25 protein-coding genes are annotated in these 22219 nt (G+C 43.8%); 2 read left to right on the top strand and 23 right to left on the bottom strand.

The window, feature by feature from the left end:
• Nucleotides 1–91 precede the first annotated feature (91 nt).
• The 5 genes from M1E09_RS01135 to spoIIID form a co-directional block, all read right to left on the bottom strand.
• Nucleotides 92–376: a DNA-directed RNA polymerase subunit beta gene (locus M1E09_RS01135; RefSeq protein WP_456273076.1), complete on the bottom strand. Its 285-nt coding sequence runs from the start codon at nucleotides 374–376 to the stop codon at nucleotides 92–94.
• A 14-nt stretch (nucleotides 377–390) separates the two neighbouring features.
• The gene (locus M1E09_RS01130) at nucleotides 391–1224 is read right to left on the bottom strand and encodes a flagellar hook-basal body protein (RefSeq protein ID WP_456273075.1); all 834 of its coding nucleotides are present in this window, start codon (nucleotides 1222–1224) and stop codon (nucleotides 391–393) included.
• A 20-nt stretch (nucleotides 1225–1244) separates the two neighbouring features.
• On the bottom strand, nucleotides 1245–2084 hold the full coding sequence (locus M1E09_RS01125) for a flagellar hook-basal body protein (protein ID WP_456273074.1): 840 nt from the start codon (nucleotides 2082–2084) through the stop codon (nucleotides 1245–1247).
• Nucleotides 2085–2190: 106 nt separating this feature from the next.
• Nucleotides 2191–3192 (bottom strand): rod shape-determining protein MreB, encoded by a 1002-nt coding sequence (gene mreB / locus M1E09_RS01120; RefSeq protein ID WP_456273073.1) that lies wholly within the window; start codon nucleotides 3190–3192, stop codon nucleotides 2191–2193.
• Between the two features lie 594 nt (nucleotides 3193–3786).
• Complete coding sequence (spoIIID, locus tag M1E09_RS01115) at nucleotides 3787–4050, bottom strand: sporulation transcriptional regulator SpoIIID (protein ID WP_006838368.1); 264 nt, start codon at nucleotides 4048–4050, stop codon at nucleotides 3787–3789.
• 38 nt (nucleotides 4051–4088) lie between these two features.
• Between spoIIID and M1E09_RS01110 the strand changes: the two genes are divergently transcribed.
• On the top strand, nucleotides 4089–4223 hold the full coding sequence (locus M1E09_RS01110; protein WP_456273072.1) for a hypothetical protein: 135 nt from the start codon (nucleotides 4089–4091) through the stop codon (nucleotides 4221–4223).
• Between the two features lie 190 nt (nucleotides 4224–4413).
• Here M1E09_RS01110 and M1E09_RS01105 read toward each other — a convergent pair whose 3' ends face one another.
• Nucleotides 4414–4608, bottom strand: a complete 195-nt coding sequence (locus tag M1E09_RS01105; protein ID WP_456273071.1) for a hypothetical protein — start codon at nucleotides 4606–4608, stop codon at nucleotides 4414–4416.
• Nucleotides 4609–4906: 298 nt separating this feature from the next.
• Nucleotides 4907–5815 (bottom strand): peptidoglycan DD-metalloendopeptidase family protein, encoded by a 909-nt coding sequence (locus tag M1E09_RS01100; protein ID WP_456273070.1) that lies wholly within the window; start codon nucleotides 5813–5815, stop codon nucleotides 4907–4909.
• 198 nt (nucleotides 5816–6013) lie between these two features.
• Here M1E09_RS01100 and M1E09_RS01095 point away from each other — a divergent pair, with 198 nt between their 5' ends.
• On the top strand, nucleotides 6014–6451 hold the full coding sequence (locus tag M1E09_RS01095; RefSeq protein WP_456273069.1) for a VanZ family protein: 438 nt from the start codon (nucleotides 6014–6016) through the stop codon (nucleotides 6449–6451).
• Nucleotides 6452–6504: 53 nt separating this feature from the next.
• Here the strand turns inward: M1E09_RS01095 and spoIID are convergent, their stop codons facing one another.
• From spoIID to wecB, 16 genes are all read right to left on the bottom strand, one after another.
• Nucleotides 6505–7518, bottom strand: coding sequence for a stage II sporulation protein D (gene spoIID / locus M1E09_RS01090; RefSeq protein WP_456273068.1), 1014 nt, complete (start codon nucleotides 7516–7518; stop codon nucleotides 6505–6507).
• A gap of 318 nt (nucleotides 7519–7836) precedes the next feature.
• Entirely contained in the window at nucleotides 7837–9153 is a 1317-nt protein-coding gene (murA, locus tag M1E09_RS01085) for a UDP-N-acetylglucosamine 1-carboxyvinyltransferase (protein ID WP_456273067.1), read from the bottom strand.
• Nucleotides 9154–9185: 32 nt separating this feature from the next.
• Nucleotides 9186–9929 (bottom strand): YwmB family TATA-box binding protein, encoded by a 744-nt coding sequence (locus M1E09_RS01080; RefSeq protein WP_456273066.1) that lies wholly within the window; start codon nucleotides 9927–9929, stop codon nucleotides 9186–9188.
• 243 nt (nucleotides 9930–10172) lie between these two features.
• Nucleotides 10173–10424 (bottom strand): DUF1146 family protein, encoded by a 252-nt coding sequence (locus M1E09_RS01075; RefSeq protein WP_456273065.1) that lies wholly within the window; start codon nucleotides 10422–10424, stop codon nucleotides 10173–10175.
• A gap of 271 nt (nucleotides 10425–10695) precedes the next feature.
• Nucleotides 10696–11100: a F0F1 ATP synthase subunit epsilon gene (locus tag M1E09_RS01070; RefSeq protein WP_456273064.1), complete on the bottom strand. Its 405-nt coding sequence runs from the start codon at nucleotides 11098–11100 to the stop codon at nucleotides 10696–10698.
• A 22-nt stretch (nucleotides 11101–11122) separates the two neighbouring features.
• On the bottom strand, nucleotides 11123–12541 hold the full coding sequence (gene atpD, locus M1E09_RS01065) for a F0F1 ATP synthase subunit beta (protein WP_456273063.1): 1419 nt from the start codon (nucleotides 12539–12541) through the stop codon (nucleotides 11123–11125).
• 82 nt (nucleotides 12542–12623) lie between these two features.
• Nucleotides 12624–13481, bottom strand: a complete 858-nt coding sequence (locus M1E09_RS01060; protein ID WP_456273062.1) for a F0F1 ATP synthase subunit gamma — start codon at nucleotides 13479–13481, stop codon at nucleotides 12624–12626.
• A gap of 108 nt (nucleotides 13482–13589) precedes the next feature.
• Entirely contained in the window at nucleotides 13590–15098 is a 1509-nt protein-coding gene (gene atpA / locus M1E09_RS01055) for a F0F1 ATP synthase subunit alpha (RefSeq protein WP_456273061.1), read from the bottom strand.
• A 102-nt stretch (nucleotides 15099–15200) separates the two neighbouring features.
• Complete coding sequence (locus tag M1E09_RS01050) at nucleotides 15201–15740, bottom strand: F0F1 ATP synthase subunit delta (protein WP_456273060.1); 540 nt, start codon at nucleotides 15738–15740, stop codon at nucleotides 15201–15203.
• On the bottom strand, nucleotides 15737–16252 hold the full coding sequence (locus tag M1E09_RS01045) for a F0F1 ATP synthase subunit B (RefSeq protein ID WP_456273059.1): 516 nt from the start codon (nucleotides 16250–16252) through the stop codon (nucleotides 15737–15739). Before M1E09_RS01045 ends, M1E09_RS01050 begins: the two co-directional genes overlap by 4 nt.
• A gap of 167 nt (nucleotides 16253–16419) precedes the next feature.
• Complete coding sequence (gene atpE, locus M1E09_RS01040; RefSeq protein ID WP_006838507.1) at nucleotides 16420–16632, bottom strand: F0F1 ATP synthase subunit C; 213 nt, start codon at nucleotides 16630–16632, stop codon at nucleotides 16420–16422.
• Nucleotides 16633–16708: 76 nt separating this feature from the next.
• Nucleotides 16709–17419, bottom strand: a complete 711-nt coding sequence (gene atpB / locus M1E09_RS01035) for a F0F1 ATP synthase subunit A (protein ID WP_456273058.1) — start codon at nucleotides 17417–17419, stop codon at nucleotides 16709–16711.
• 22 nt (nucleotides 17420–17441) lie between these two features.
• Entirely contained in the window at nucleotides 17442–17816 is a 375-nt protein-coding gene (locus M1E09_RS01030; RefSeq protein WP_456273057.1) for an ATP synthase subunit I, read from the bottom strand.
• 6 nt (nucleotides 17817–17822) lie between these two features.
• On the bottom strand, nucleotides 17823–18044 hold the full coding sequence (locus tag M1E09_RS01025; protein ID WP_456273056.1) for an AtpZ/AtpI family protein: 222 nt from the start codon (nucleotides 18042–18044) through the stop codon (nucleotides 17823–17825).
• Nucleotides 18045–18719: 675 nt separating this feature from the next.
• Nucleotides 18720–20912, bottom strand: a complete 2193-nt coding sequence (locus tag M1E09_RS01020) for a S8 family serine peptidase (RefSeq protein WP_456273055.1) — start codon at nucleotides 20910–20912, stop codon at nucleotides 18720–18722.
• Between the two features lie 158 nt (nucleotides 20913–21070).
• Nucleotides 21071–22219: a non-hydrolyzing UDP-N-acetylglucosamine 2-epimerase gene (gene wecB / locus M1E09_RS01015; RefSeq protein WP_456273054.1), complete on the bottom strand. Its 1149-nt coding sequence runs from the start codon at nucleotides 22217–22219 to the stop codon at nucleotides 21071–21073.

Below are 22219 nucleotides of genomic sequence, written 5' to 3'. Positions count from 1 at the left end.
TACGTTTATGTATTGTCTTCTTCTATACATTCTACCTGAATTTCTCTTTTATAAACAGCAAAACCGGCCTTCTTATTGAAGACCGGAAATATTATGAATCCTTCAACACTATATCAATGATATGCTGCCAGGTTGCTTTCTCCAATACATCCATTGGTTTGCCGTCCCCGATGATGCCGTAGCCGACCATGGCTCCTCCAATGAGACTTCCGGCAAGAAGGATGACAAAAAGAAGGACGCGCAGCCAGATTGGAAGCAGACGGATCCGCACCCATCTGCCTGGCTTTTCCTCAGCTGTATTTTTCTTTTTATCCTTTTTTTCAGCTTTGATTTCTTCTCTTGTTTTTCCTTCTTGCAGAATCTCTTTTTCAGTCATTGTCTTAACTCCTTTTAACGGATTCCGTTTACAAGCCCCATCATTTGGTCTGCCATCGAAATGGAGCGGCTTTGAAATTGATAAGCTCTTTGGACGTTCAGCATGTCCGTCATTTCTTTTCCTATATCGACATTGGATGCTTCAAGGGTGCTTTGGGCAAGTCCAATATTGTTTCTGAGACCACCATTTAAGTTGGTCAATATATCGCCTTCGTTAACACCAAGCCCCTCATAATCATTTGGAAGACCCAAGAGGTTCTGGCCGATTTGCTGCATAAACTGTGGTTTTTCAATGGATACGACACCAAGATTAAAAGGGATGCCTGCAATGGTCAATTGCCCGCTGTCTTTAAGCACAATATCTTCACTCTTCATATTCTCACCAAAGGTAATGAAGTTATCATTCTCATCGAGCACAGGGTGACCCTGTCCATTGACCAGCATCATTTCACCATTTCCAATCGGATTGGCGTAGAAGGCGCCGTCACGGGTATAACGGACATCTGCACCTTCTTCACCTTGAACCAGTACCTTGAAGAATTGATTGCTGCTGGTAAGGGCAAAATCAAGATTGCGACCCGTTGTCTTCAGTGCACCTTGCTTCAAGTTGATTTCAGATTGCGAAAGCCTTGCTCCCGTTCCCTGGCGGATGCCGTTCGGAGTCAACCGGCCATTGTTATCGGTATCACCTTTATGGTTGCTGACTTGCTGGAAAAGCAGTTCTGAAAACATCGCTTCTCTGCGTTTGTAACCGTTGGTGTCGCTGTTAGCGAGATTGTGCCCGATCGTATCCATTTGTTTCTGCAGCTGATTCAGTGTATTGGTTGCGTTAATCATCGTTCGGTTCATCGGTCAGTCTCCCTTTCTGACTAGCCATTCACACGGCCGATTTCATTTACTGCTTTTTCCAAGCTTCGGTCATATGCCTGCAGGACCTTCTGGTTTGCTTCAAATGTCCTGTATGCTGCCATCATGTCCGTCATTGTCCTGGCTGTATCTACATTCGAGCGTTCAATAGAGCCCTGCTGCATACTGAACGTTGCATCACTGTTATATGCATCAGGAAGAGGTTCGTTATCTTCTGTGACGAAAAGCCCGTCCCCTTGCTTTACAAGCAAGTTGGCGTTCTCTGCAAAACCAACTCCAAGCCTTGCTGTTTCAACGCCGTCAACAAGCACACGGCCTTCACCGGTTATTGCAAAGTCATCTTTCGGCAGCTGGATTGTCTGGCCGTTTTGATCAAGAACATACATCCCACTTGCTGAAGTCAGATAGCCTTGTCCATCAAGAGTAAAGTTACCATTCCTTGTATAACGGGGAGTCCCATCCCCTCCTTGAAGGGCAAAGAACACTCCACCGCGAAGGCCTGTTTCCGGATCGACAGGGATATTGCCGTCTACAAGCGCAACATCTGTCTTCCTTTCCGTTTCCTGAAGATCACCTTGTAAAAATGCCGGCATCGTTTCCTGCATATATACACCTGTGTTTAATGCTCCTACACGCTGGGACATAGGGAGTGTAAGTCCGTTTTCAGTCGGAATATTTTGTTGGCCATTCATCGCCAGCATCATTTCCGGAAAAGCTTTCATGGACGTTCGGTCCGCTTTATATCCCGGAGTATTGGCGTTAGACAGGTTATTTGACAGCATTTCGGTTTTCCGCTGCTGTGAAAGCATTCCGGAAGCAACCGTATAAAATCCGCGCAGCATAGTTTACACCTCTTTTTTTACGTACAATCATTCTTCTTTCATTATATCGGAACATTTCTGGGAATGTTATGGCTTTACTGGTATTTTTAATTGGTGTTTATTGGATTCAGCTGATTTTTCTTCTGCTGATTTTATCGATGTTTTCAAGCATGATGCCTGTTCCGATTGCTACACAGTCCATAGGATTTTCTGCGACAAGGACAGGTACTTTAAGCTCTTCAGCGAGAAGCTGGTCGATTCCGTGGAGTAATGCTCCTCCGCCTGTAAGGATTACGCCTCTGTCGATGATGTCTGCTGACAACTCTGGCGGTGTTCTTTCAAGGACGTTTTTCGCAGCCTGCACGATGACAGCTACCGATTCACGGAGAGCCCCTTCGATTTCAGCTGATTTTACAGTGATTGTTCTTGGAAGTCCTGATACCATGTCACGGCCGCGGATTTCCATCGACTCGTCACGGGATCCTGGGAATACCGTTCCAATATTGATTTTAATATCTTCTGCTGTACGGTCTCCGATCAGCAGCTTGTACTCTTTTTTAATATAGCTAAGGATTTCAGCGTCGAATTTGTCACCGGCCATTTTAATGGAAGAAGCCGTTACAATGTCTCCCATTGACAGAACCGCAACGTCCGTTGTTCCGCCTCCGATGTCTACAACCATATTTCCATAAGGCTGGAAGATATCCATTCCGGCACCAATTGCCGCGACTTTTGGTTCTTCTTCAAGGTAAACTTTTTTCCCGCCGCTTTTTTCAGCCGCTTCCCTGATTGCCTTTTGTTCAACACTTGTGATGTTTGTAGGGCAGCAGATCAGAATGCGAGGCTTGGAAAGGAACCCTTTTACATTCAATTTGTTGATGAAGTGTTTTAACATTGCTTCCGTTACATCAAAGTCAGCAATTACGCCGTCTTTTAACGGACGCATTGCAGCGATATTGCCAGGCGTTCTCCCGACCATGCGCCTTGCCTCTTCACCGACTGCAAGGACTTTATTGTTGGTACGGTCAATCGCCACGACAGAAGGTTCATTAAGGACGATTCCCTTTCCTTTTACATGTATCAGTACATTCGCCGTTCCTAGGTCAATTCCAATATCTTTCGCAAACATCTGTTTCCGTTCTCCCTTCTTCTTTTCAACGCGTTCATTTATTTGTTGCATTATATTTTCAAGATGTATCGTTGTGGGTTTTATTGTTAAAATTTCAGCAGTGAAGGAAAACTTCACCTAATTTATTATTTTACCATATAGGTGTCGAAAAAAGATACTAATTGTCTAAAAAATGTCAAGAAAAACAGTTTAACAATTCATTACGTTTGGGTATGTAAAATGACTGCTTTTTTGCAGGTGTTGCAAATGGCGGGTTTGCGGAGATGAACTAAATTGTGATTGATCAGCTTGAAAGCTAGCTTGTAGAGAAGAAATATGCAGTTTCTGACTAGGAATAACATCAAATAAAGTTTGACTTTGATATAAGGATATTACAATGGATTGAAGCGGAAGGTGCGCGACCTCCTGCGGGACTAGCGGGACAGGTGAGACCCCGCAGGCAAAGCCGAGGAGGCTCACCGCCCGCCCCGCGGAGTCGCGCACCTGGAGCGGAAATCAGCACCACATTTATAAAAAATGTTTTAAACACCCATTTACCCAGGCAGAACAACAAAAAGTACCAGGTATCATATACATCTTGATACCTGGTACTTTTTAATTGATCTCAAGCTCATCTTTTTTGTACTTCTTCTTGGTTGCTTCGCCCCCGCGGAGATGGCGGATTGATTTATGATAATCGAGGATATCTTTTACTTCATTTGCTAATTCGGGATTGATTTCAGGCAATCGTTCTGTCAGGTCTTTATGGACTGTACTTTTCGATACGCCAAACTCTTTCGCGATGACGCGAACGGTTTTCTTTGTCTCCACGATATATTTCCCAATCTTTACTGTTCTCTCTTTGATGTAATCGTGCACACCACTCTACCTCCCTAAATTGGATGGAGAAGTGTGAAATGAGACTCGTTCTAGCTATTATACTGGATAACCGCAATTGCTGCTTTATTTGCGGCAGAAAGCTTTATTTATTGCTTGTCGGCTTTCTGGCACTACAAGATATGAACATGACGATGGCATATTACGCTGTCTGAAATAACGACTCTTCACCTCAAACACTCTCTTTTTTGTCAGGTTTGTATCATTTTATTAAGCATGGTCAAGATATATGCACGAAAAAGTGAATAAGGACAAGTGTTTAGTCGATATTTTCTGAATTCTTCCGGTGAGACTCTCTATTCATTATTTTGCGGGGAAATGGCGTGGGACGTATAATGCCATTTATCACTGAAGCAGATCATGGAAACTAAATACCAAATCTATGATACCGACAAGCGGGGATGGCAGCAGAAACAGCTGAACGATACCATATACGCAAATCGAAACCAATGGAATGACAAGAAAGAAGGCCTTTTTCTTTTTTAAGGCCATGATGAGACATATCCCTGTGACTACAATAAAACATAAATATAAGAGCATCTTTTTTCCTCCTTACAGTTGAAAATGTCCTTTTTATAAATTATCAGAAAATTAAGGTGTATGTTCTATCATACCAGCACGGCTTCCCTGGTCAATCACTTTTCATAGACAAGAACCGGGATTTCAGAGTTATCAGGATAGACTGTTATTTTTTCAGGATACTTTTAGCAGGTCTAAAAATCGCTTGCCTTGAGTTAAAATATTTTCTTTTAATAATATTGAAGAAGTCGAATTTCCCCGGAAATTTTTTTAACTCAAAAAGGGCCGTCCAAATTTGGACAACCCTTCGTTTATTTTTTTATTCGTTTTCTGAACTGTTATCTTCTTCAGTTCCTTCTTCAGAACCCTGGTCTGCGCTGTCCTCAGTGTCAGTTCCTTCTTCAGCAGCATCGTCTTCACTTTGAGTGCTTTCAGATCCTTCTTCTTCAGAACCGTCTTCACTTTGGCTGTCAGCTGCATCCGGTACATGGGATTCTTCTTGATCCTCTGCCCCTTCAGCATCTACACCTGATTGATTCTCATCGAAAGTAACTTCTTGCAAAGTGGCTAAAGATTTATTCACATAGTCTCTTGGGTTAACGGCAACATCATCTTTGCGGATTTCAAAGTGTACATGAACTCCAGCTTTTTCATTGAACAAGCTTTGGCCAGCCGCAGCAAGCTTTTGTCCTTGCTTAACAGCATCGCCTTCTTTAACTGCGAAATCTTTCACTGACTGATAGCGTGTAACGATTCCTTTGTCATGCTCAATTTCAATCATGTTTCCAAGTAGAGAATCTTCTTGAACCTTTGTAACTGTACCACTCATTGCTGCAAGTACATCAAATTCCTTGCCATCCATTGAAATGTCGATCCCCTGGTTCGGATGATACTGATTGTCGTACACAATCAATGCTGCTTCTTGTTCTTCCTCTGAAGCCGTTACATCGTAGAATTCTTTTTCGATGACGACTTCATTTTCATTGGCTACAGGCATCACGAAATTTTCCATTGTCCGGTTAACTTCAACTGCTGGACGATCAAACTCATTACCAGTCTGAACATCCTCTTCATAACCAAGGTCTTGCTCTGCAACATCATTTCCAGCTGCTTGATACCATAGGATTGCTGTAATAATGATTGCTGCACTTGCTAGATAGATTGCTGGGTATGCCCAACGTTTTTTAAAAAATTTCTGAGAAGGTTGTTTCTTTTCTTCCTCTCTCATTTTCATCACCTCAGCAATCATTCTGAACACTTTGAAAAAAATATATACATCTTCCTGAAAAAATTTTTTACTTCTTATCTTTCGACAAACTGATTATAAATATGTATTATTTATCACATTTTCTTTTAAAGCATGGAAGAAAACTGGATAAGTGGTAAAATAAATAAAAGCAGATTTCTGATAAGAAAGGGATTTTTCATGAGAAAGTTGATTAAATGGGCACTCACGGCTGCTCCATTTTTATATATGATGTTGATTTGGTATATGTCGAGCAATCCGGATGATATGGTTATCAGCATGCAGGATGAGTGGTTTGACCGCACCTTTAAAGAATCCTTGCATTTAATTGAATTTGCCATTCTTTATGTATTATTTGTCTTGGCATTGCTTGCGCATGGCCGCCTTACATATGCCGCAAGCTTCCTTGCAGCTATGATTGCAGGCTTCTACGGGTTGACGGATGAGATCCATCAGTCGTTCGTTCCTTATCGGTCAGCGACGCTTATTGACGCGGCGAAAGACCTGCTGGGCGTTGCAGTTTGCCTTTTGATTGTCAATCGGACATATTTTGGGAAGAAGACACATGTGATTGCCAGGGGAATGGATTGGGTCCGGGTGAAGTTGAACGGGGAATAATTTATTGTAAGGAAAAAGGAGCGGCCTGTTGATTCAGGCCGCTCCTTTTGTTTCTATTTTTTTGCAGTAAACTGCTTAAGGATTGTTTCAGAGGAAGAGATTTTCACATCCTGATAATAATGAGTGACGATATCTTCATAGGTTTTCCCTTCTTTGGCCATTCCGTTGGCACCATATTGGCTCATGCCGACTCCGTGGCCGAACCCTTTGGTCGTAATGACAATGTGATCTCCCTTGCGGTACCAGGTGAAGTCGGAAGAACGCAAATCGAGCTTTTCTCTTATCTCACGGCCGGTGAATTCCTTCCCGCCGATCACGACCGTACCGACACGTTTTCCCGGGGTCCGGTTTGTAATGGTACCGACAGAGTTATCCCCCTCAAGGGCGATACCCAGCTTCTCTTGAAATTCAGATAACGGTACTACTTTTTGATCGTTAAATACTGGTGATTCTTTATCCCACGGGCTTTCCACACTTTTTAAATATGGCAGGGAATTGGCCCAGTATGCTTCAGAGTTTTCGGTATATCCGTTGCTGGTTGAGAAAAACTGCGCTGATATGGGATTTCCTTCATAAGTAAGGATTTTTCCTTTGGTTTCTAAGACAGCCTGAGTGATTTTATCCATTTTCCACTGATAGTCGGCACCCCATTGCAGCTTCAGGTCCTCGGTACTCCTGAATACCTGATCATCTACTGTATCAGTCACATCTGCACCTTCAGGTACATTTTCATCTTTATTCATCATCTGGGTGACTACAAAGGTCCGTGCAGACAATGCTTGTGCCTTCAACGCCTCTATTTCAAAATCAGCAGGCATTTCTCCTGCAACGACTCCAACGACATATTCTTCTAAGGGAATCTTTTCAATTATTTCTTTCGCAGATCTGTATACGGCAACTTCTACAGAATCTTCTAAAAGGGTGGCTTTTTCCGGCTTCTTGGTGGTTTCATCTAGTTCGCTGCCTGCTTCATCACCTGAGAAGGGAAGCACTAGGAGTGTAGGAACGAGGAATGTGACTGCCATAAGAATTGCGACTGTAATGAGTACTGGTTTGAATTGCTTCATGTCCGATGCCTCCATGTTAATAATTAAAGCGAAGAAGTCCTGAACTTCTCCACCTCACTTCATATGTATGGGCTTGGACAAGCAATTATAACTTTGAAATGGGAAAAAATTGTTTGAATGCGTGTTTGCTTTAATGCTTTAAATCGTTATAAGGGACTGTCCCTTTTAGCGCGTTAAAGCAGCATAGGGGACAGTCCCTCTTTAGTGGATGATTACCCCAAAGGATTTCTGGCCTTATCATTTGGAAGAGCTTGCCTGATATGTTATTCTGAAAATTGAAAAAAGCTCTGTGGCTACAGAGCTTTATCAAAGTTATATTTATGCATTTAGATCAGAAATGATTTGGTCGTTCGCTGTTACGTCAACGTCTTCTTCCACTTCAGTGACACGCTCAATATCTGCTCCGAGTGCTTCCAGTTTCTTATGGAAGTCCACATAGCCGCGGTCTAAGTGATGAAGTTCGGTTACACGAGTGTACCCTTCTGACACAAGTCCGGCAATTGTCAATGCTGCTGCTGCACGCAGATCGGTTGCACCGACTTCTGCACCTTGAAGAGAAACAGGACCATTGATGATCACAGAACGTCCTTCAATCTTGATGTCAGCATTCATACGGCGGAATTCTTCGACGTGCATGAAGCGGTTTTCAAATACGGTTTCCGAAATGACGCTGGTTCCTTCTGCACAAAGCAGCAGGGCCATCATTTGGGATTGCATATCTGTCGGGAACCCAGGGTGAGGCATTGTTTTGATATCGACCGGCTTTAATTTATCCGGGCCGATCACTCTCAAGCCTTCTTTTTCTTCAATGATCGTAACACCCATCTCTTCCATTTTAGCAACAAGGGAAGACATGTGTTCCTGGATTGCACCTTTTACAAGTACATTTCCACCTGTAATGGCTGCAGCAACCATGAATGTTCCTGCTTCAATACGGTCAGGAATGATGTTATGCTCAACACCATATAGGCGTTCTACACCCTCAATTCGGATCGTTCCTGTACCCGCACCTTTAACATTGGCTCCCATTTTGTTCAGGAAGTTTGCAAGGTCAACGATTTCAGGTTCTTTTGCAACATTCTCAAGAACAGTTGTACCTTCAGCAAGTACAGCTGCCATCATAATGTTTTCAGTCGCTCCCACACTTGGGAAATCCAAATAAACTTTGGCACCTTTAAGTTTTCCGTCAACTTCAGCTTCAATGAAACCGTTGCCGACTTTCACTTTTGCTCCCATCGCTTCGAAGCCTTTCAAATGCTGGTCGATCGGCCTTGAACCGATTGCACAGCCACCAGGCAAAGCTACACGGGCTTTCCCTGTTCTTCCAAGCAATGAACCCATGACAAGAACAGATGCGCGCATTTTGCGAACATATTCGAATGGTGCTTCTACAAATAACTCTCTGGATGCATCTACAGTTACTTCATTATTTAAAAACGTAACATCTGTATTTAAATGACGTAATACTTCATTGATAGTATATACATCGGAGAGAGTTGGTACATCCTTAATGACGCTCTTTCCTTCACTAGCTAATAATGTAGCAGCGATCACAGGCAAAACAGCATTCTTTGCACCTTCTGCTTTCACAGTGCCGTTTAGTCTCTGGCCGCCGCGGACGATGATTTTTTCCAAGAGTATTCCCCTCCGCGTCCAATTTCTCTATATTAATATTCAACCGTAAGGATGGGTGTGCCAATGACAAAGGTTGTCTGTGCGCCCATTCCTTTTTTCCGTAGGCCTAGTTGCAAGTTCATGTCTTGATTTTCAGTCGGCACATGTTGTTCGAATTTATTAGAAAAAGCCGATATCGAATAAAAATCGTTTTCTTTTAATGATTCCAACTCATTTGCATCTAAAATAGATAGTAACTTGTTAGATTGCTTTGATAAAACTCCGTCAAGTGTATCACTGAATTCGCCTTTGATACAAGAGAAAATTAATGGATCTCCTTCGAAAAGATCTTTCACTTTAGGAAAATAATGGTCTTGAACAGTTTGCTTCGTAAGATGATTCCATTTGATTCCGCGGAATTCGTATATCATATACGAAAGGTGGTGGTTGTCAGCTTTTGTCGTCACCACTTTAATAATCTCTACCCCGGTTGAATGTTGAATTAAACCTTTTAGTTCATTTCTGTCTTTGTCCTGGTCATAAATCCAACTAAAGTCCGGGTTATTCTCTTGCATAGTTTTGATAAAAGTTGTAAAACCTTTATCCGTGGAGAAATTTAAATTTTCCCTTGCATATAGAGACCATTCAGTAATACGCCCATCCGATTGTTCTACTGCATCTGCAAGTATTTCTATATCTGATGAATGGTTGGCCGCATTCGTATAATTCCCGCTAAGAGCGATGATAAAACAAATCCCCATTAAGCCTGCCAGCAGCAATGTAAAATATCTCTTCATAATCCCTCTCCCCCTTAGTCACAGTGTTTCCTGTAAAAGGCGGAACATACTTGGGAATTGTCCTCATCTTTTTACATATTCCTGAGGCAATTTTGTTCTCTATATAGTTTAGACTTATCTTCGATGTTTGTGACAATGGAACGGTGATTCGTATGCTTTTCTCTGCATTTGTGAAAAGAAACACACAATAGAAATCATACTCAATGCCGAAGCATTTGCATACATGTACAACGACCTATTTTTTTACAAATTGGTGACGGATTGCAAAATATACTGCAGCTGCTGCGACCACATCAGATAGTCAAGAAAGAAATTTCCGACAATCGATCCTATTGCAATTGATAACAAGATAAAAAGCAGCCTTGCCTGGAATACCCTGCTGGCTCTTAGAAACTTGTCAAAGTTCAAAGCCTGCAATGCCCAGAAGCTGACAGCAATGAAAGCTAAATGAACAAGCATACTGAATAATGCCTGCTGTCCGAATCCCTCAATCATTCATAAAACTCCTTTTATGTAAAAAAATCGACATAAACCTGTAGCAAATTTCGACACATACCCTATTGTAGCACATGTAAACCCCATATGAATAAATTTTACAAATATTTCAGAGTTCTTTAACACTGTAAAGTATTAAGGGGGACTGTCCCTCTTAGCGCTTCACCGCTTTAAAGTCATAAGAGGGACTGTCCCCTATCGCGCTTTACAGTACTAAAGTACCACATAAAAAAACGCCTTTCCGCTTGGGAAAGGCGTTTGGGTTTTTGGTTTAGAAATTGCGTTCGTGAACGTTGATACGGTTCATTGCACGACGCAGTGCAAGTTCTGCGCGGCGGAAGTCGATTTCTTCCTTGCTCGCATCTAGGCGGCTTTCTGCACGAGTTTTTGCTTGTTTGGCACGTTCAACGTCGATCGCTTGCGATCTCTCTGCTGATTGCGCCAGAATTGTCACTTGATCAGGACGGACTTCCAAGAAGCCGCCGCTGACAGCTACAAGCTCAGTGTCGTTGCCATTTTTCAAACGGACGGCACCGATTTGCAATGGAGCAACCATTGGAATATGTCCTGGAAGGATTCCAAGCTCACCGCTCTGAGCTTTGGTGCTTACCATTTCCACTTCAGATTCGTACACTGGGCCATCGGGAGTGACAATATTGACCTTTAATGTCTTCATTTTATTCCCTCCTGGTCCCTGATTATACTTCTACACCCATCTCTTTTGCTGCTTTAAGTACGTCGCTCATTGGACCTACTAGACGGAATGCATCTTCTGGAATGTGGTCATATTTACCTTCAAGAATTTCTTTAAAGTCTTGAACAGTATCTTTAACCTGAACATATGAACCCTTTTGGCCAGTGAACTGTTCAGCAACGTGGAAGTTTTGAGATAAGAAGAATTGAACACGGCGTGCGCGTGATACAATCAATTTATCGTCATCTGAAAGCTCATCCATACCAAGGATTGCGATGATATCTTGAAGTTCTTTATAACGCTGTAGTGTCTGCTGTACTTGACGTGCAACACTGTAGTGCTCTTCTCCAACAATTTCAGGAGAAAGTGCACGGGAAGTAGATGCCAACGGATCTACCGCAGGGTAGATACCCATCTCAGAAAGCTTACGCTCAAGGTTCGTTGTTGCATCTAAGTGAGCGAAAGTCGTTGCTGGAGCTGGATCCGTGTAGTCATCGGCAGGTACATAGATCGCTTGGATCGATGTTACAGAACCTACATTAGTTGATGTGATACGCTCCTGCAATTGACCCATATCCGTTGCAAGTGTCGGCTGGTAACCAACCGCTGAAGGCATACGGCCAAGAAGGGCGGAAACCTCGGAACCTGCTTGCGTGAAACGGAAGATGTTGTCAACGAACAGAAGAACGTCTTGTCCTTGTTCATCACGGAAATATTCAGCCATTGTAAGACCAGTTAGGGCAACACGCATACGCGCTCCCGGCGGCTCGTTCATTTGGCCGAATACCATTGCTGTTTTCTTGATAACGCCAGAATCGCTCATCTCGTGGAAAAGGTCATTTCCTTCACGAGTACGCTCACCTACACCAGCGAATACGGAAAGTCCGCCGTGCTCTTGGGCGATGTTATTGATAAGCTCCTGGATTAATACTGTTTTACCTACGCCGGCACCACCGAATAGTCCGATCTTACCACCTTTGATATATGGAGCAAGAAGGTCTACTACTTTGATACCAGTTTCAAGGATTTCAACCTCTGTGGAAAGTTGATCGAATTTAGGTGCTTCTCTGTGAATTGGATCACGGCGGGCACTTTTGTCGATTTCTTCATCAAGGTCAATTGTTTCACCAAGTACGTTGAATACACGTCCAAGAGTAACATCACCAACTGGAACTGAGATAGGAGCTCCAGTGTCTGCTACTTCGATTCCGCGAGTCAATCCATCAGTGGAATCCATCGCGATTGTACGGACCGTATCATCACCTAGGTGAAGGGCAACTTCTAGTGTTAAATCGATGCCTTTAGCATCTGCTTTCGCTTCTTGTTTGACAACAAGAGCGTTAAAGATATCAGGCAGTTGACCGCTTTCGAACTTAACGTCAACAACCGGACCCATTACTTGAAGAACGTGTCCTTTGTTCATCTTTTTCCCTCCTATCTAGCATTTGACGACATATTATAAGAAAAAGGCTGGGCAGGATGAAACCTCCAGCCGTAGTGATTGGTTATTCTAATGCAGCTGCTCCACCGACGATTTCGGTGATTTCCTGAGTGATGGCAGCCTGGCGTGCACGGTTATAAGAAAGGGATAAGCTGTTGATTAATTCCTTCGCATTATCCGTTGCAGACTTCATCGCTGACATACGTGCAGCATGCTCACTGGCTTTACCATCAAGCAATGCACCGTAAATCAAGCTCTCAGCATATTGAGGAAGCAGTACTTCTAAAATATCTTCTGCAGAAGGCTCAAATTCGTAAGATGTCAATTTTGCTGAAGTATCAAGATCTGTCAATGGCAGAACCTTCTTTTCAGTAACATCTTGCTGAATGGCACTCACATAATGGTTGTAGTATAAGTACAGCTCATCATAAGCGCCATCAGAGAACATGCCGACTGCTTTGTTCGCGATATCTTTGATATCAGAGAAACTCGGCTGATCAGGGATTCCGGTAATGCCTTCGATTACATTGAAGCCACGTTTTTGGAAAAAGTCCCTGCCGATACGGCCGATTGCAATTATAGCAAATTCATCATTGGATGAATGACGTTCTTTGATTTGATTATGGACAAGTCGTATAACATTACTGTTATATGCTCCCGCTAAACCGCGGTCAGATGTGATGACCAAGTAGCCGGTTTTTTTAACGGGGCGGGAGACTAGCATCGGATGGGATGCGTCTGTGCTTCCAAGAGCGATCGATGAAACGACTTCCTGGATTTTTTCCATATAAGGAACAAATGCTTTTGCATTCGTTTCAGCACGGGCCATCTTTGATGCAGAAACCATTTGCATAGCTTTAGTTATTTGACTCGTCTTTTTCGTAGAAGTTATACGAGATTTAATGTCGCGTAACGATGCCACTGGTTCTCACCACCCTTTTTATTGTTTCAGACCTTACCGTAAACACAAGGCAGGGCCATTTGTGCTTGTCTGCTCAAAGGCCTGCCGGAGTGTATATTGGGTAATCGATTATTCAGACTTAGCAAAAGTTTTCTTGAATTCGTTAATAGCCGCTTTCATTGCATCGTCTTCAGGAAGACCTTTTGTAGTGCGAATATGGTCTAACAACTCAGTATGGTTGTGATCTAACCAGCTAAGGAATTCTTCTTCGAAGCGACGGATATCTCCAACTGGAATATCATCCAGGTGTCCTTTCGTCAATGCATAAAGAATCATAACTTGCTTTTCAACTTTTAACGGTTTGTTAAGATCCTGCTTCAGTACTTCTACTGTTCGCGCACCACGATTTAGTTTCGCTTGTGTCGCTTTATCAAGATCAGAACCGAATTGTGCGAATGCTTCAAGCTCACGGTATGCTGCCAAGTCAAGACGCAGTGTACCAGATACTTTCTTCATCGCTTTGATTTGTGCGGACCCACCTACACGTGATACAGAAAGACCGGCGTTGATCGCTGGACGTACACCAGAGAAGAACAAGTCAGACTGCAAGAAAATCTGTCCATCTGTGATAGAGATAACGTTTGTCGGGATGTAAGCAGAGATATCGCCTGCTTGCGTCTCAACGAACGGAAGTGCAGTGATTGAACCGGCACCCTTCTCATCACTTAATTTAGCTGCACGCTCGAGTAAACGGCTGTGCAAGTAGAATACGTCACCAGGGAATGCTTCACGGCCTGGAGGACGGCGTAATAGTAGTGAAAGTTCACGGTATGCTGCAGCTTGCTTGGAAAGGTCATCATACACAACAAGAACGTGCTTGCCGTTGAACATGAATTCCTCACCCATTGTTACACCTGCATATGGCGCAAGGAATAACATTGGAGCCGGCTGTGATGCAGATGCTGTAACTACGATTGTGTAGTCAAGCGCACCATGCTTACGGAGAGTTTCTACAGCGTTACGTACTGTAGATTCTTTTTGTCCGATAGCTACGTAGATACATACCATATCTTGATCTCTTTGGTTAAGGATTGTATCGATCGCTACAGAAGTTTTACCTGTTTGGCGATCTCCGATGATCAACTCACGCTGACCACGGCCGATTGGCACAAGGGCGTCAATCGCTTTGATACCTGTTTGAAGCGGCTCATGAACAGATTTACGGTCCATAACACCTGTTGCTTTACTTTCGATTGGACGAGTTTTTGTAGCATTGATTGGGCCAAGACCATCAACTGGTTGTCCAAGTGAGTTTACAACGCGGCCAATAAGTTCTTCACCTACAGGAACTTCCATGATACGGCCTGTACGGCGAACTTCATCGCCTTCCTTGATATCACGGTAAGGTCCAAGGATTACGATACCTACGTTATTTTCTTCAAGGTTCTGTGCCATACCCATGACACCGTTTGAAAACTCAACAAGCTCTCCAGCCATGACGTTGTCGAGGCCATGAGCACGTGCGATACCGTCCCCGATCTGGATTACCGTACCTACGTCGCTTACTTTCATTTCTGACTGATAGTTTTCAATTTGCTTTTTTATCAGCGCACTGATTTCTTCAGCTTTAATGCTCATGAATTTCACCCCTCTATGGTTACATTGGATTTTGTCAGGGTAACTCTTAAGTAAGAGTCCCTGTTTTATCGTTCAAGCAGCTCCCGGGTTGTCCGGACTGGCTTATTTACGAATTAATTCACGCTCTAAGCGTTCTAACTTGCCTTTAAGGCTTCCGTCAAAAATGCGGTTGCCAATTCTCAGCTTCATGCCGCCAAGAAGGCTCGAGTCAGTAATGTTTTCAATGCGCAATGAACTTTTTCCGACTTTTTTCGCGAAAGAGGCAGACACCGCTGCTTTCTCTGCTTCATCCAGAGGACGGACAGAGTAAACTTTCGCTTCAGCAATTCCGCGTTCGTCATTTGCAAGGTCGATATAAGCATCAATTAGTGCTGTAATCTGGTTTGCGCGATGGCGATCCACAAGAAGCATCAGAGTATTCATTACATATGGCGAAGCAGATGAGAACGCTTCTTTGAGGATTTCCTTTTTCTTCTCTACGGAAATACGCGGAGTTTCAAGAAGGATATCCAATTCTTTGTTTTCTTCGAATACTGTTCTGACTATGCGAAGCTCTACTTCAACTGATTCTAACTGGTTATGTTCTTTGGCAATCTCGAAAAGAGCTATCGCATAGCGTTTTGCTACTGCAATATTACTCATCGCTCTTCTCCTGCCTCTTGAATATAGTCATTGATCAATTTCTGCTGGTCTTCAACACTCAATTCTTTCTCGATCACTTTAGATGCGATAAGGACAGATAGTGATGAAACCTGCTCACGCAAAGCAGTGACAGCTTGTTCTTTCTGAGTTTCGATTTCACGCTTAGCCGCTTCTTTCATGCGCTCACCTTCAGCGCGGGCTGTTGCGATGATCTCTTCACGTTGTTGGTCACCTTGCTTTTTGGAGTTCTCGATCATGTTTTGAGCTTCCTGACGAGCTTCCTTCAAAAGCTGGCGCTGTTCTTCAAGCAAATTGTTTGCTTCTGTACGGCTTGATTCCGCCGCATTGATTTCACTTGCAATATGATCTTCACGTTCTTTCATGATTCCCATTAATGGGCCCCATGCAAATTTCTTCAATAACGCTAGCAAGATGATGAACATGGCAAGCTGGAATAGGATGTCTCCACCGTTAAATCCCGCTGCACCAAGGACAAATGCGTTTGTTAGCACGCGATTTCACTCCCTTCAAGAGACATAGCTTCTCTTTTAGATCCGCTTTTTTAACTTATAAGTATTGCTATATTCACAAAACATGTGATTGAAGTCATGAACATAAAGGAATGGCGAAGGTTCTCAAGGAATGATCTTCGCCATTTTGGAACGAGTGTAACTTCCGATTATTGACCTTGTACCATGAACGCGATAACAACGGCGATGATAGGAATCGCCTCTACTAGTGCTACCCCGATGAACATTGTTGTTTGAAGCATACCACGTGCTTCTGGCTGACGTGCGATACCTTCAACTGTACGAGATACGATAAGACCGTTACCGATACCGGCACCAAGTGCTGCCAAACCGATTGCGATTGCTGCTGCTAATAGACCCATTATAAAGTTCCTCCTTAAATGTATGAAAAATAGTTTTTCTTAAATAGGTTTTTGTTCATTGCTGAACAGGTATATATTAATGGTCTGCGCTCACTTTGTGAGAAATGTAGACCATTGATAACATTACGAAGATAAATGATTGGATTGCACCAACAAATATCGAGAATCCCTGCCAGGCAAGCATTGGTAATACTGCTGCAAGGGTGCCGCCTACGCCTGTAACAGCCAAACCTGCTAATAGTGTAAGCAAGATTTCACCAGCGTAGATGTTTCCGTAAAGACGAAGACCTAATGTGAGAGTGTTTGCAAATTCCTCGATAACTTTCAGCGGGAACAAGAACCACATAGGCTTAAAGAAATCTTTTCCGTATTCACCGAAACCTTTCATTTTTATACCATAATAGTGTGATAGACCAACAACCATTACCGCAAGCGTCAATGCTATGGTAGGATCAGCTGTCGGTGATTTCCACCAGAGTTCGTGGTCAATGACCACTGAGAACGGAAGACCTAACATGTTAGATACGAAGATGTACATAATCAATGTTATTCCGAGGATGTGGAACCTTCCTCCGGTTTTCCAGTCCATGTTGCTTTTTACAATGTTTTTGACGAAGTCCATGACCCATTCCATAAAGTTTTGAATACCGGTTGGCTTCATGGCTAATCGCCGGGTTGATACAACCGCAAGCAGGAATACTAACGCACTTGCTACTGTAATCATTAATACATTTGCCAAGTTAAAGGTTAAGCCCAGAAACTCAGCGGTAGGATTTTCATGATGCAATGAAATTCACCTCTCTTCCCCGCTATTTATGAAGTTGAAGCTGTTGAATCAAATAATCTATCATAATGACAAGATATGATGTCATTAATCCAATAACAACGCTCAGAAGATGGAATGTGTCCGGATATTCCATGGCAACGATGACTGCAAAAGCGGCTCCTGCCATTCTTGAAAACGTTCCCAAAGATCGAACTTTTTCTCCTGCCAATACCTTATCTCCAAACTTAACTGTCCTTTTGACCATTACCCAGTGGTTGAACAAGCTGATGCCTGTCCCGAGTATAAGTCCGAGGAATACTGACTGATAGTCCGTGAATCCCCAGCCAAGAACATAGATGGCGAGCAGGAAAAATATGTACTTGCGATGTCTGATGAACATCTGTTGAATTTCCGGCATATAACATTAGTCTCCTGAAAAGTAAGTGCGGACTGTACGGAGCATTGCATAAATTCCTGTTGCTAGTCCAAGGAGTAGTCCGATTACTAAAAAAAGTGGTGTGGTATCCATGTAACTGTCCAGCCATCTTCCTCCGAAGATACCGATCAGCATGGATCCGACAAGTTGCGAGAGAATGGCTGTGTATAAAGCCATGGCCTGTAACGGGCGTCTATTACGTTGACGCATAGGCATCCCTACATTTCCGGGGTTTGCGGTAAACTCTTACACTTTCAATAAATGTAAAAGCGTTTTCTTCCTGATAAAGTTTGTGAAAACCCTATCATTCATATCCTTTGTAAGCATACAATAGGGCTGAAATGATGTCAATGAGTTACAGTGAAAAAGTTCACAACCCCTCCACGTGTTTCTATTTTGTTCACAATTTGAACAAAATTGTAGAAATATGCGGAATTCCGTTGCCTATTTCATTATAAAGGAAGGGGCGTGAAGTTGTAAGGGTAAGTTGGTTTGTAAATGCTTCCATTCTTGGCCTAAGAAGCGGGAAGGCCCGTTCAGCGGATTACGGACTGCCCCAGCCTCGCATTGAAATAGAATAATCACGAAGAGCCATAGCGATTCAAAAATGACTTATCGCGATGGAGGGATTGGGCAGGACGCTAGCCGTTGAGGTCTTGGAGCTGGTTTGCGGTATCACGTTCCAATGGTTAAGTTAGCTTGAACACACCTGTATCCAAAGCGGAAGGGCCCTGCTTATCCCCAGGGCTGTGCGCTGAAACTAGACGTCCCGCTAATCCCAAGGATGTCGTGCACTTTCCGCTCCATTTACTAATATGGCACTCAGAACTCACTAAAAGAATAATCACACGAATATTAATGAGTATTTTCCACTCGCACCCTACCTCACCTATACCACTCAATCAGGTTTTCCAGATAATCTTCTTCTCCTTTATTCCGCACAAACGCCACTGCGTAGAATGATTTCCCTTTTATATAAGAAGGAAGTGTTACTTGTTTTGAAATCATCCCATGCCCTGCCTGCTTTCGTTGATCGAGGATGGAAATAAGTTTCATCGTCTGCTGATCGAATATAGCGAGTGCAAACTCCTCCGCTCCTCCCGGGAGATAGGCTTCATACCTGAGTGTATCCGGAGCATCGCCCGGGACTGCGGCGAAGCCCATGATCCGCGGGTAGTCAGGAGTGCCAACCGCAATCAGATATGGAAGCAGGTATTCGTTTGTTCCTTCTGATAGAATCAGCCTCCCCTCCCATAGTTCATGTTTCTTAGGGAATCTTTTTATAATCGCCCTAACTGTCATCGTTTTTTCTTCACCCGGTTTGAGGTCAAAACTGAGCGGCAGTTCCCATCGTAAATTTCTTTTTTCCGCTTCCGGGCTTATGGAATAGGTTTTCGTTTCCGAGCTATTATTTTTCACAGTCAGCTTTTTCTCTAAAAACTTCTTGGATCGGCCTTCAAGTCCTCCGAGTGATATGGAAGAGGGCTGGACGAGCGTTTCGAGTTTTAACGCCTGATCGACCTGGATTCTGCCGGCTCCCTGCTCATATACCTTGTAGGGAATTCCTTTTTCGTTTTGGATTTCTTGTGCAGTCATCATCAATGCCGCTTTAATGTCCGCTCCGCTCCATTCCGGATGTGCCTGTTTTAAAATAGCAGCAGCCCCGCTTCCATGCGGTGCGGCCATACTCGTACCCTGCAGTGACAGGTATCCATCCGGGACGGTGCTGTTGATTCCGACCCCGGGAGCCGTCACATCGGGTTTGATCATCCAATTCACAGTTACGGGACCTTTTGAACTGAAAGGAGCGAGTCTGTCTTGTTCGTTTTTAACTTTTATAGAAAGGGGCTGGCTGGCTTGAAGAAGAACTTGCCCAATTTCTTTTGAAATAACCGCAGCAGGAATGTCTGTTGGATTTCCGATCATCGCCTGGAAAGGTCCTTCCGTATTGTTATAGAGGAGCACTCCTTCTGCTCCTGCTTCTTCGGCATTGTTTATTTTTTCTTCAAAGGTCAGGGTTCCCCTTTTTATCAATGCCATTTTTCCGGCAGTTCCTTTCAGCTCGTCTTTTGTTCCGATGCCTCCGTCAAACAGGTCGATCCTTCGTTTGTTCCGCCACTTAGCACTTCTTTCTATAGGAAGCAAGCGGACTTTTTGTCCGTTATAAATGAGGTATGGAACATCTGTCGGCGGAGTTGAAGCGCCAACGGCAAGTGCTTTTGCGGAAGTCGCAGGAGTCCCAATTGTCCAGTCTCCCGGTCCGGAATTCCCGCTGGCCACGACAGGGAGGATCCCCATTTCGGCCACTTTGTCGAGAGCCTGGCTTAATGGCAGGTCGGGGCCATTTACTTCACTGCCTAGAGACAGATTGATAATATCCACTTTGTCTTTAACGGCTGCTTCGATGGCTGCGAGTACCTGATCAGTTGACCCGCGGCCGCCCGGTCCAAGCGCTCGATAAATATACAGGTCTACATCCGGAGCCATCCCTTGAAGAGAGCCGTTCGCACCTATAATCCCTGCTACATGAGTGCCGTGGATGGTCGCGTAGCCGCCGCCCGCCATGGTTTCCATCGGGTCCTCATCACCGTCGACCACATCCCTGCCGCCTTTGTAGTTTACGGAAAGGTCACGGTGATGCAAATCCATCCCTGTATCGATAATTCCGACTTTCACCCCATTTCCAGTCAGCCTGTCGCCTTTGGCATCGAAATAGCCCCTTGTTTTTTCAGCGCCAACGAATGGGATGGTGCTGTCCCTTTGGATCTTATAGGTTTGGGCTTTGGAGGTGGTTACAAGGTTTGCCGTTGGGTGAGCCGCTATATATTTCGTGATCTCTGATTTTTTTCCTTGGATGGAGTAGCCTGTGATCAGTTCATCAAAAATGAATCTTATTTCTATAGAAGGAAAGCGGTTGAGCTCTTTATTTAGGGAGGCTTTATCAACCGGCTGGGTTGTTTGGATGATGATGATTTCTTCCTCGTCCGGATTTTCAGGGAGTGCCGGCATATCAAAACTTGCCGCCTCTGTTTTCAGAGGGAGTGAGAGAATCAGGATGAAAATGAGAAATTTACGCATAGAATCCCTCCATTTTTTTCATTAGCTTCTCTCTTGGAAGGGGATGGTATGCATGGGGGTGGCGCTTTAGTGCTTTAAAGTACGAAGAGGGACTGTCCCTTTTAGTGCTTTAAAGTACTAAAAAATCCCGCCTCGGGGTAAGGGGCGGGATTTTTGGGTTATTGCGGTTTGAATGATTTTGGTCTTTCTTCTAAGTTATTGAAGTGGTAGCGGATTGCTTCTGTGATTCTCAGTGAAGCGAATCCGTCTCCATACGGGTTCGCCGCTTTGGACATTTTGTCGTATGCAGCTCGGTCTGTAATCAGTTCTTTTGCAAGGTTGTAGATATTCTCTTCTTCTATACCTGCAAGTTTAAGAGTCCCTGCTTCAATTCCTTCTGGCCTTTCCGTTGTGTCACGAAGCACGAGAACAGGGACACCAAGTGATGGCGCTTCTTCCTGGACACCGCCGGAATCAGTAAGGATCAGGTAAGCTCTCGAAGCAAAGTTATGGAAGTCGATGACGTCGAGCGGCTCGATGAGATGAATTCTCGGATCGTTTCCAAGTACTTCATCTGTTACTTCCCGCACTGCCGGATTCAGGTGGACAGGGTATACAACCTGAATATCATCATGTTCTTCGACAAGTCGTTTGATTGCTCGGAACATGTTCCTCATCGGCTGCCCTAGGTTTTCACGGCGATGCGCTGTCAGCAATACCAGCCTGTCATCCCCTATCTTATCAAGCACTTCGTGTGAATATTCATCTTTTACAGTCGTCTTGAGGGCATCGATTGCCGTATTTCCTGTAATAAAGATGCTGTCTTCTTTTTTATTCTCGCCAAGAAGGTTCTGAGCTGATTTTTCTGTAGGTGAAAAATGCAGATCCGCCATTATTCCGGTCAGCTGACGGTTCATCTCTTCAGGGAACGGAGAATATTTATTCCAGGTACGAAGGCCTGCTTCAACATGGCCGACCGCAATTTGATTGTAAAATGCGGCAAGGCTTGCGATGAAGGTTGTCGTCGTATCACCATGCACAAGCACGATATCCGGTTTGACCTCCTTCATGACTTTATCAAGACCTTGGAGTCCGCGTGTCGTTACATCAATGAGTGTCTGTCTGTCTTTCATGATATTCAAATCATGGTCAGGCTTTACATCAAAGATCTCAAGCACTTGATCCAGCATTTCGCGGTGCTGAGCTGTAACGGCCACAACGGTTTCAAAGTGCTCAGGATATTTTTTCAATTCCAATACTAATGGAGCCATCTTGATCGCTTCCGGCCTTGTACCGAAAATGGTCATTACTTTAATAGGCTTTTTCAT

The organism is Bacillus sp. AK031, from assembly GCF_053903065.1.
Note: the sequence above shows the minus strand (reverse complement) of the source record. Positions and strands in the feature narration are given on the sequence as shown.

Coding starts and splice junctions, on each gene's coding strand:
- M1E09_RS01135 (WP_456273076.1), bottom strand. CDS start 376: ATGACTGAAAAAGAGATTCTGCAAGAAGGAAAAACAAGAGAAGAAATC.
- M1E09_RS01130 (WP_456273075.1), bottom strand. CDS start 1,224: ATGAACCGAACGATGATTAACGCAACCAATACACTGAATCAGCTGCAG.
- M1E09_RS01125 (WP_456273074.1), bottom strand. CDS start 2,084: ATGCTGCGCGGATTTTATACGGTTGCTTCCGGAATGCTTTCACAGCAG.
- mreB (WP_456273073.1), bottom strand. CDS start 3,192: ATGTTTGCGAAAGATATTGGAATTGACCTAGGAACGGCGAATGTACTG.
- M1E09_RS01110 (WP_456273072.1), top strand. CDS start 4,089: ATGAGACTCGTTCTAGCTATTATACTGGATAACCGCAATTGCTGCTTT.
- M1E09_RS01105 (WP_456273071.1), bottom strand. CDS start 4,608: ATGCTCTTATATTTATGTTTTATTGTAGTCACAGGGATATGTCTCATC.
- M1E09_RS01100 (WP_456273070.1), bottom strand. CDS start 5,815: ATGAGAGAGGAAGAAAAGAAACAACCTTCTCAGAAATTTTTTAAAAAA.
- M1E09_RS01095 (WP_456273069.1), top strand. CDS start 6,014: ATGAGAAAGTTGATTAAATGGGCACTCACGGCTGCTCCATTTTTATAT.
- spoIID (WP_456273068.1), bottom strand. CDS start 7,518: ATGAAGCAATTCAAACCAGTACTCATTACAGTCGCAATTCTTATGGCA.
- M1E09_RS01080 (WP_456273066.1), bottom strand. CDS start 9,929: ATGAAGAGATATTTTACATTGCTGCTGGCAGGCTTAATGGGGATTTGT.
- M1E09_RS01075 (WP_456273065.1), bottom strand. CDS start 10,424: ATGATTGAGGGATTCGGACAGCAGGCATTATTCAGTATGCTTGTTCAT.
- M1E09_RS01070 (WP_456273064.1), bottom strand. CDS start 11,100: ATGAAGACATTAAAGGTCAATATTGTCACTCCCGATGGCCCAGTGTAC.
- atpD (WP_456273063.1), bottom strand. CDS start 12,541: ATGAACAAAGGACACGTTCTTCAAGTAATGGGTCCGGTTGTTGACGTT.
- atpA (WP_456273061.1), bottom strand. CDS start 15,098: ATGAGCATTAAAGCTGAAGAAATCAGTGCGCTGATAAAAAAGCAAATT.
- M1E09_RS01050 (WP_456273060.1), bottom strand. CDS start 15,740: ATGAGTAATATTGCAGTAGCAAAACGCTATGCGATAGCTCTTTTCGAG.
- atpE (WP_006838507.1), bottom strand. CDS start 16,632: ATGGGTCTATTAGCAGCAGCAATCGCAATCGGTTTGGCAGCACTTGGT.
- M1E09_RS01030 (WP_456273057.1), bottom strand. CDS start 17,816: ATGCCGGAAATTCAACAGATGTTCATCAGACATCGCAAGTACATATTT.
- M1E09_RS01025 (WP_456273056.1), bottom strand. CDS start 18,044: ATGCGTCAACGTAATAGACGCCCGTTACAGGCCATGGCTTTATACACA.
- M1E09_RS01020 (WP_456273055.1), bottom strand. CDS start 20,912: ATGCGTAAATTTCTCATTTTCATCCTGATTCTCTCACTCCCTCTGAAA.
- wecB (WP_456273054.1), bottom strand. CDS start 22,219: ATGAAAAAGCCTATTAAAGTAATGACCATTTTCGGTACAAGGCCGGAA.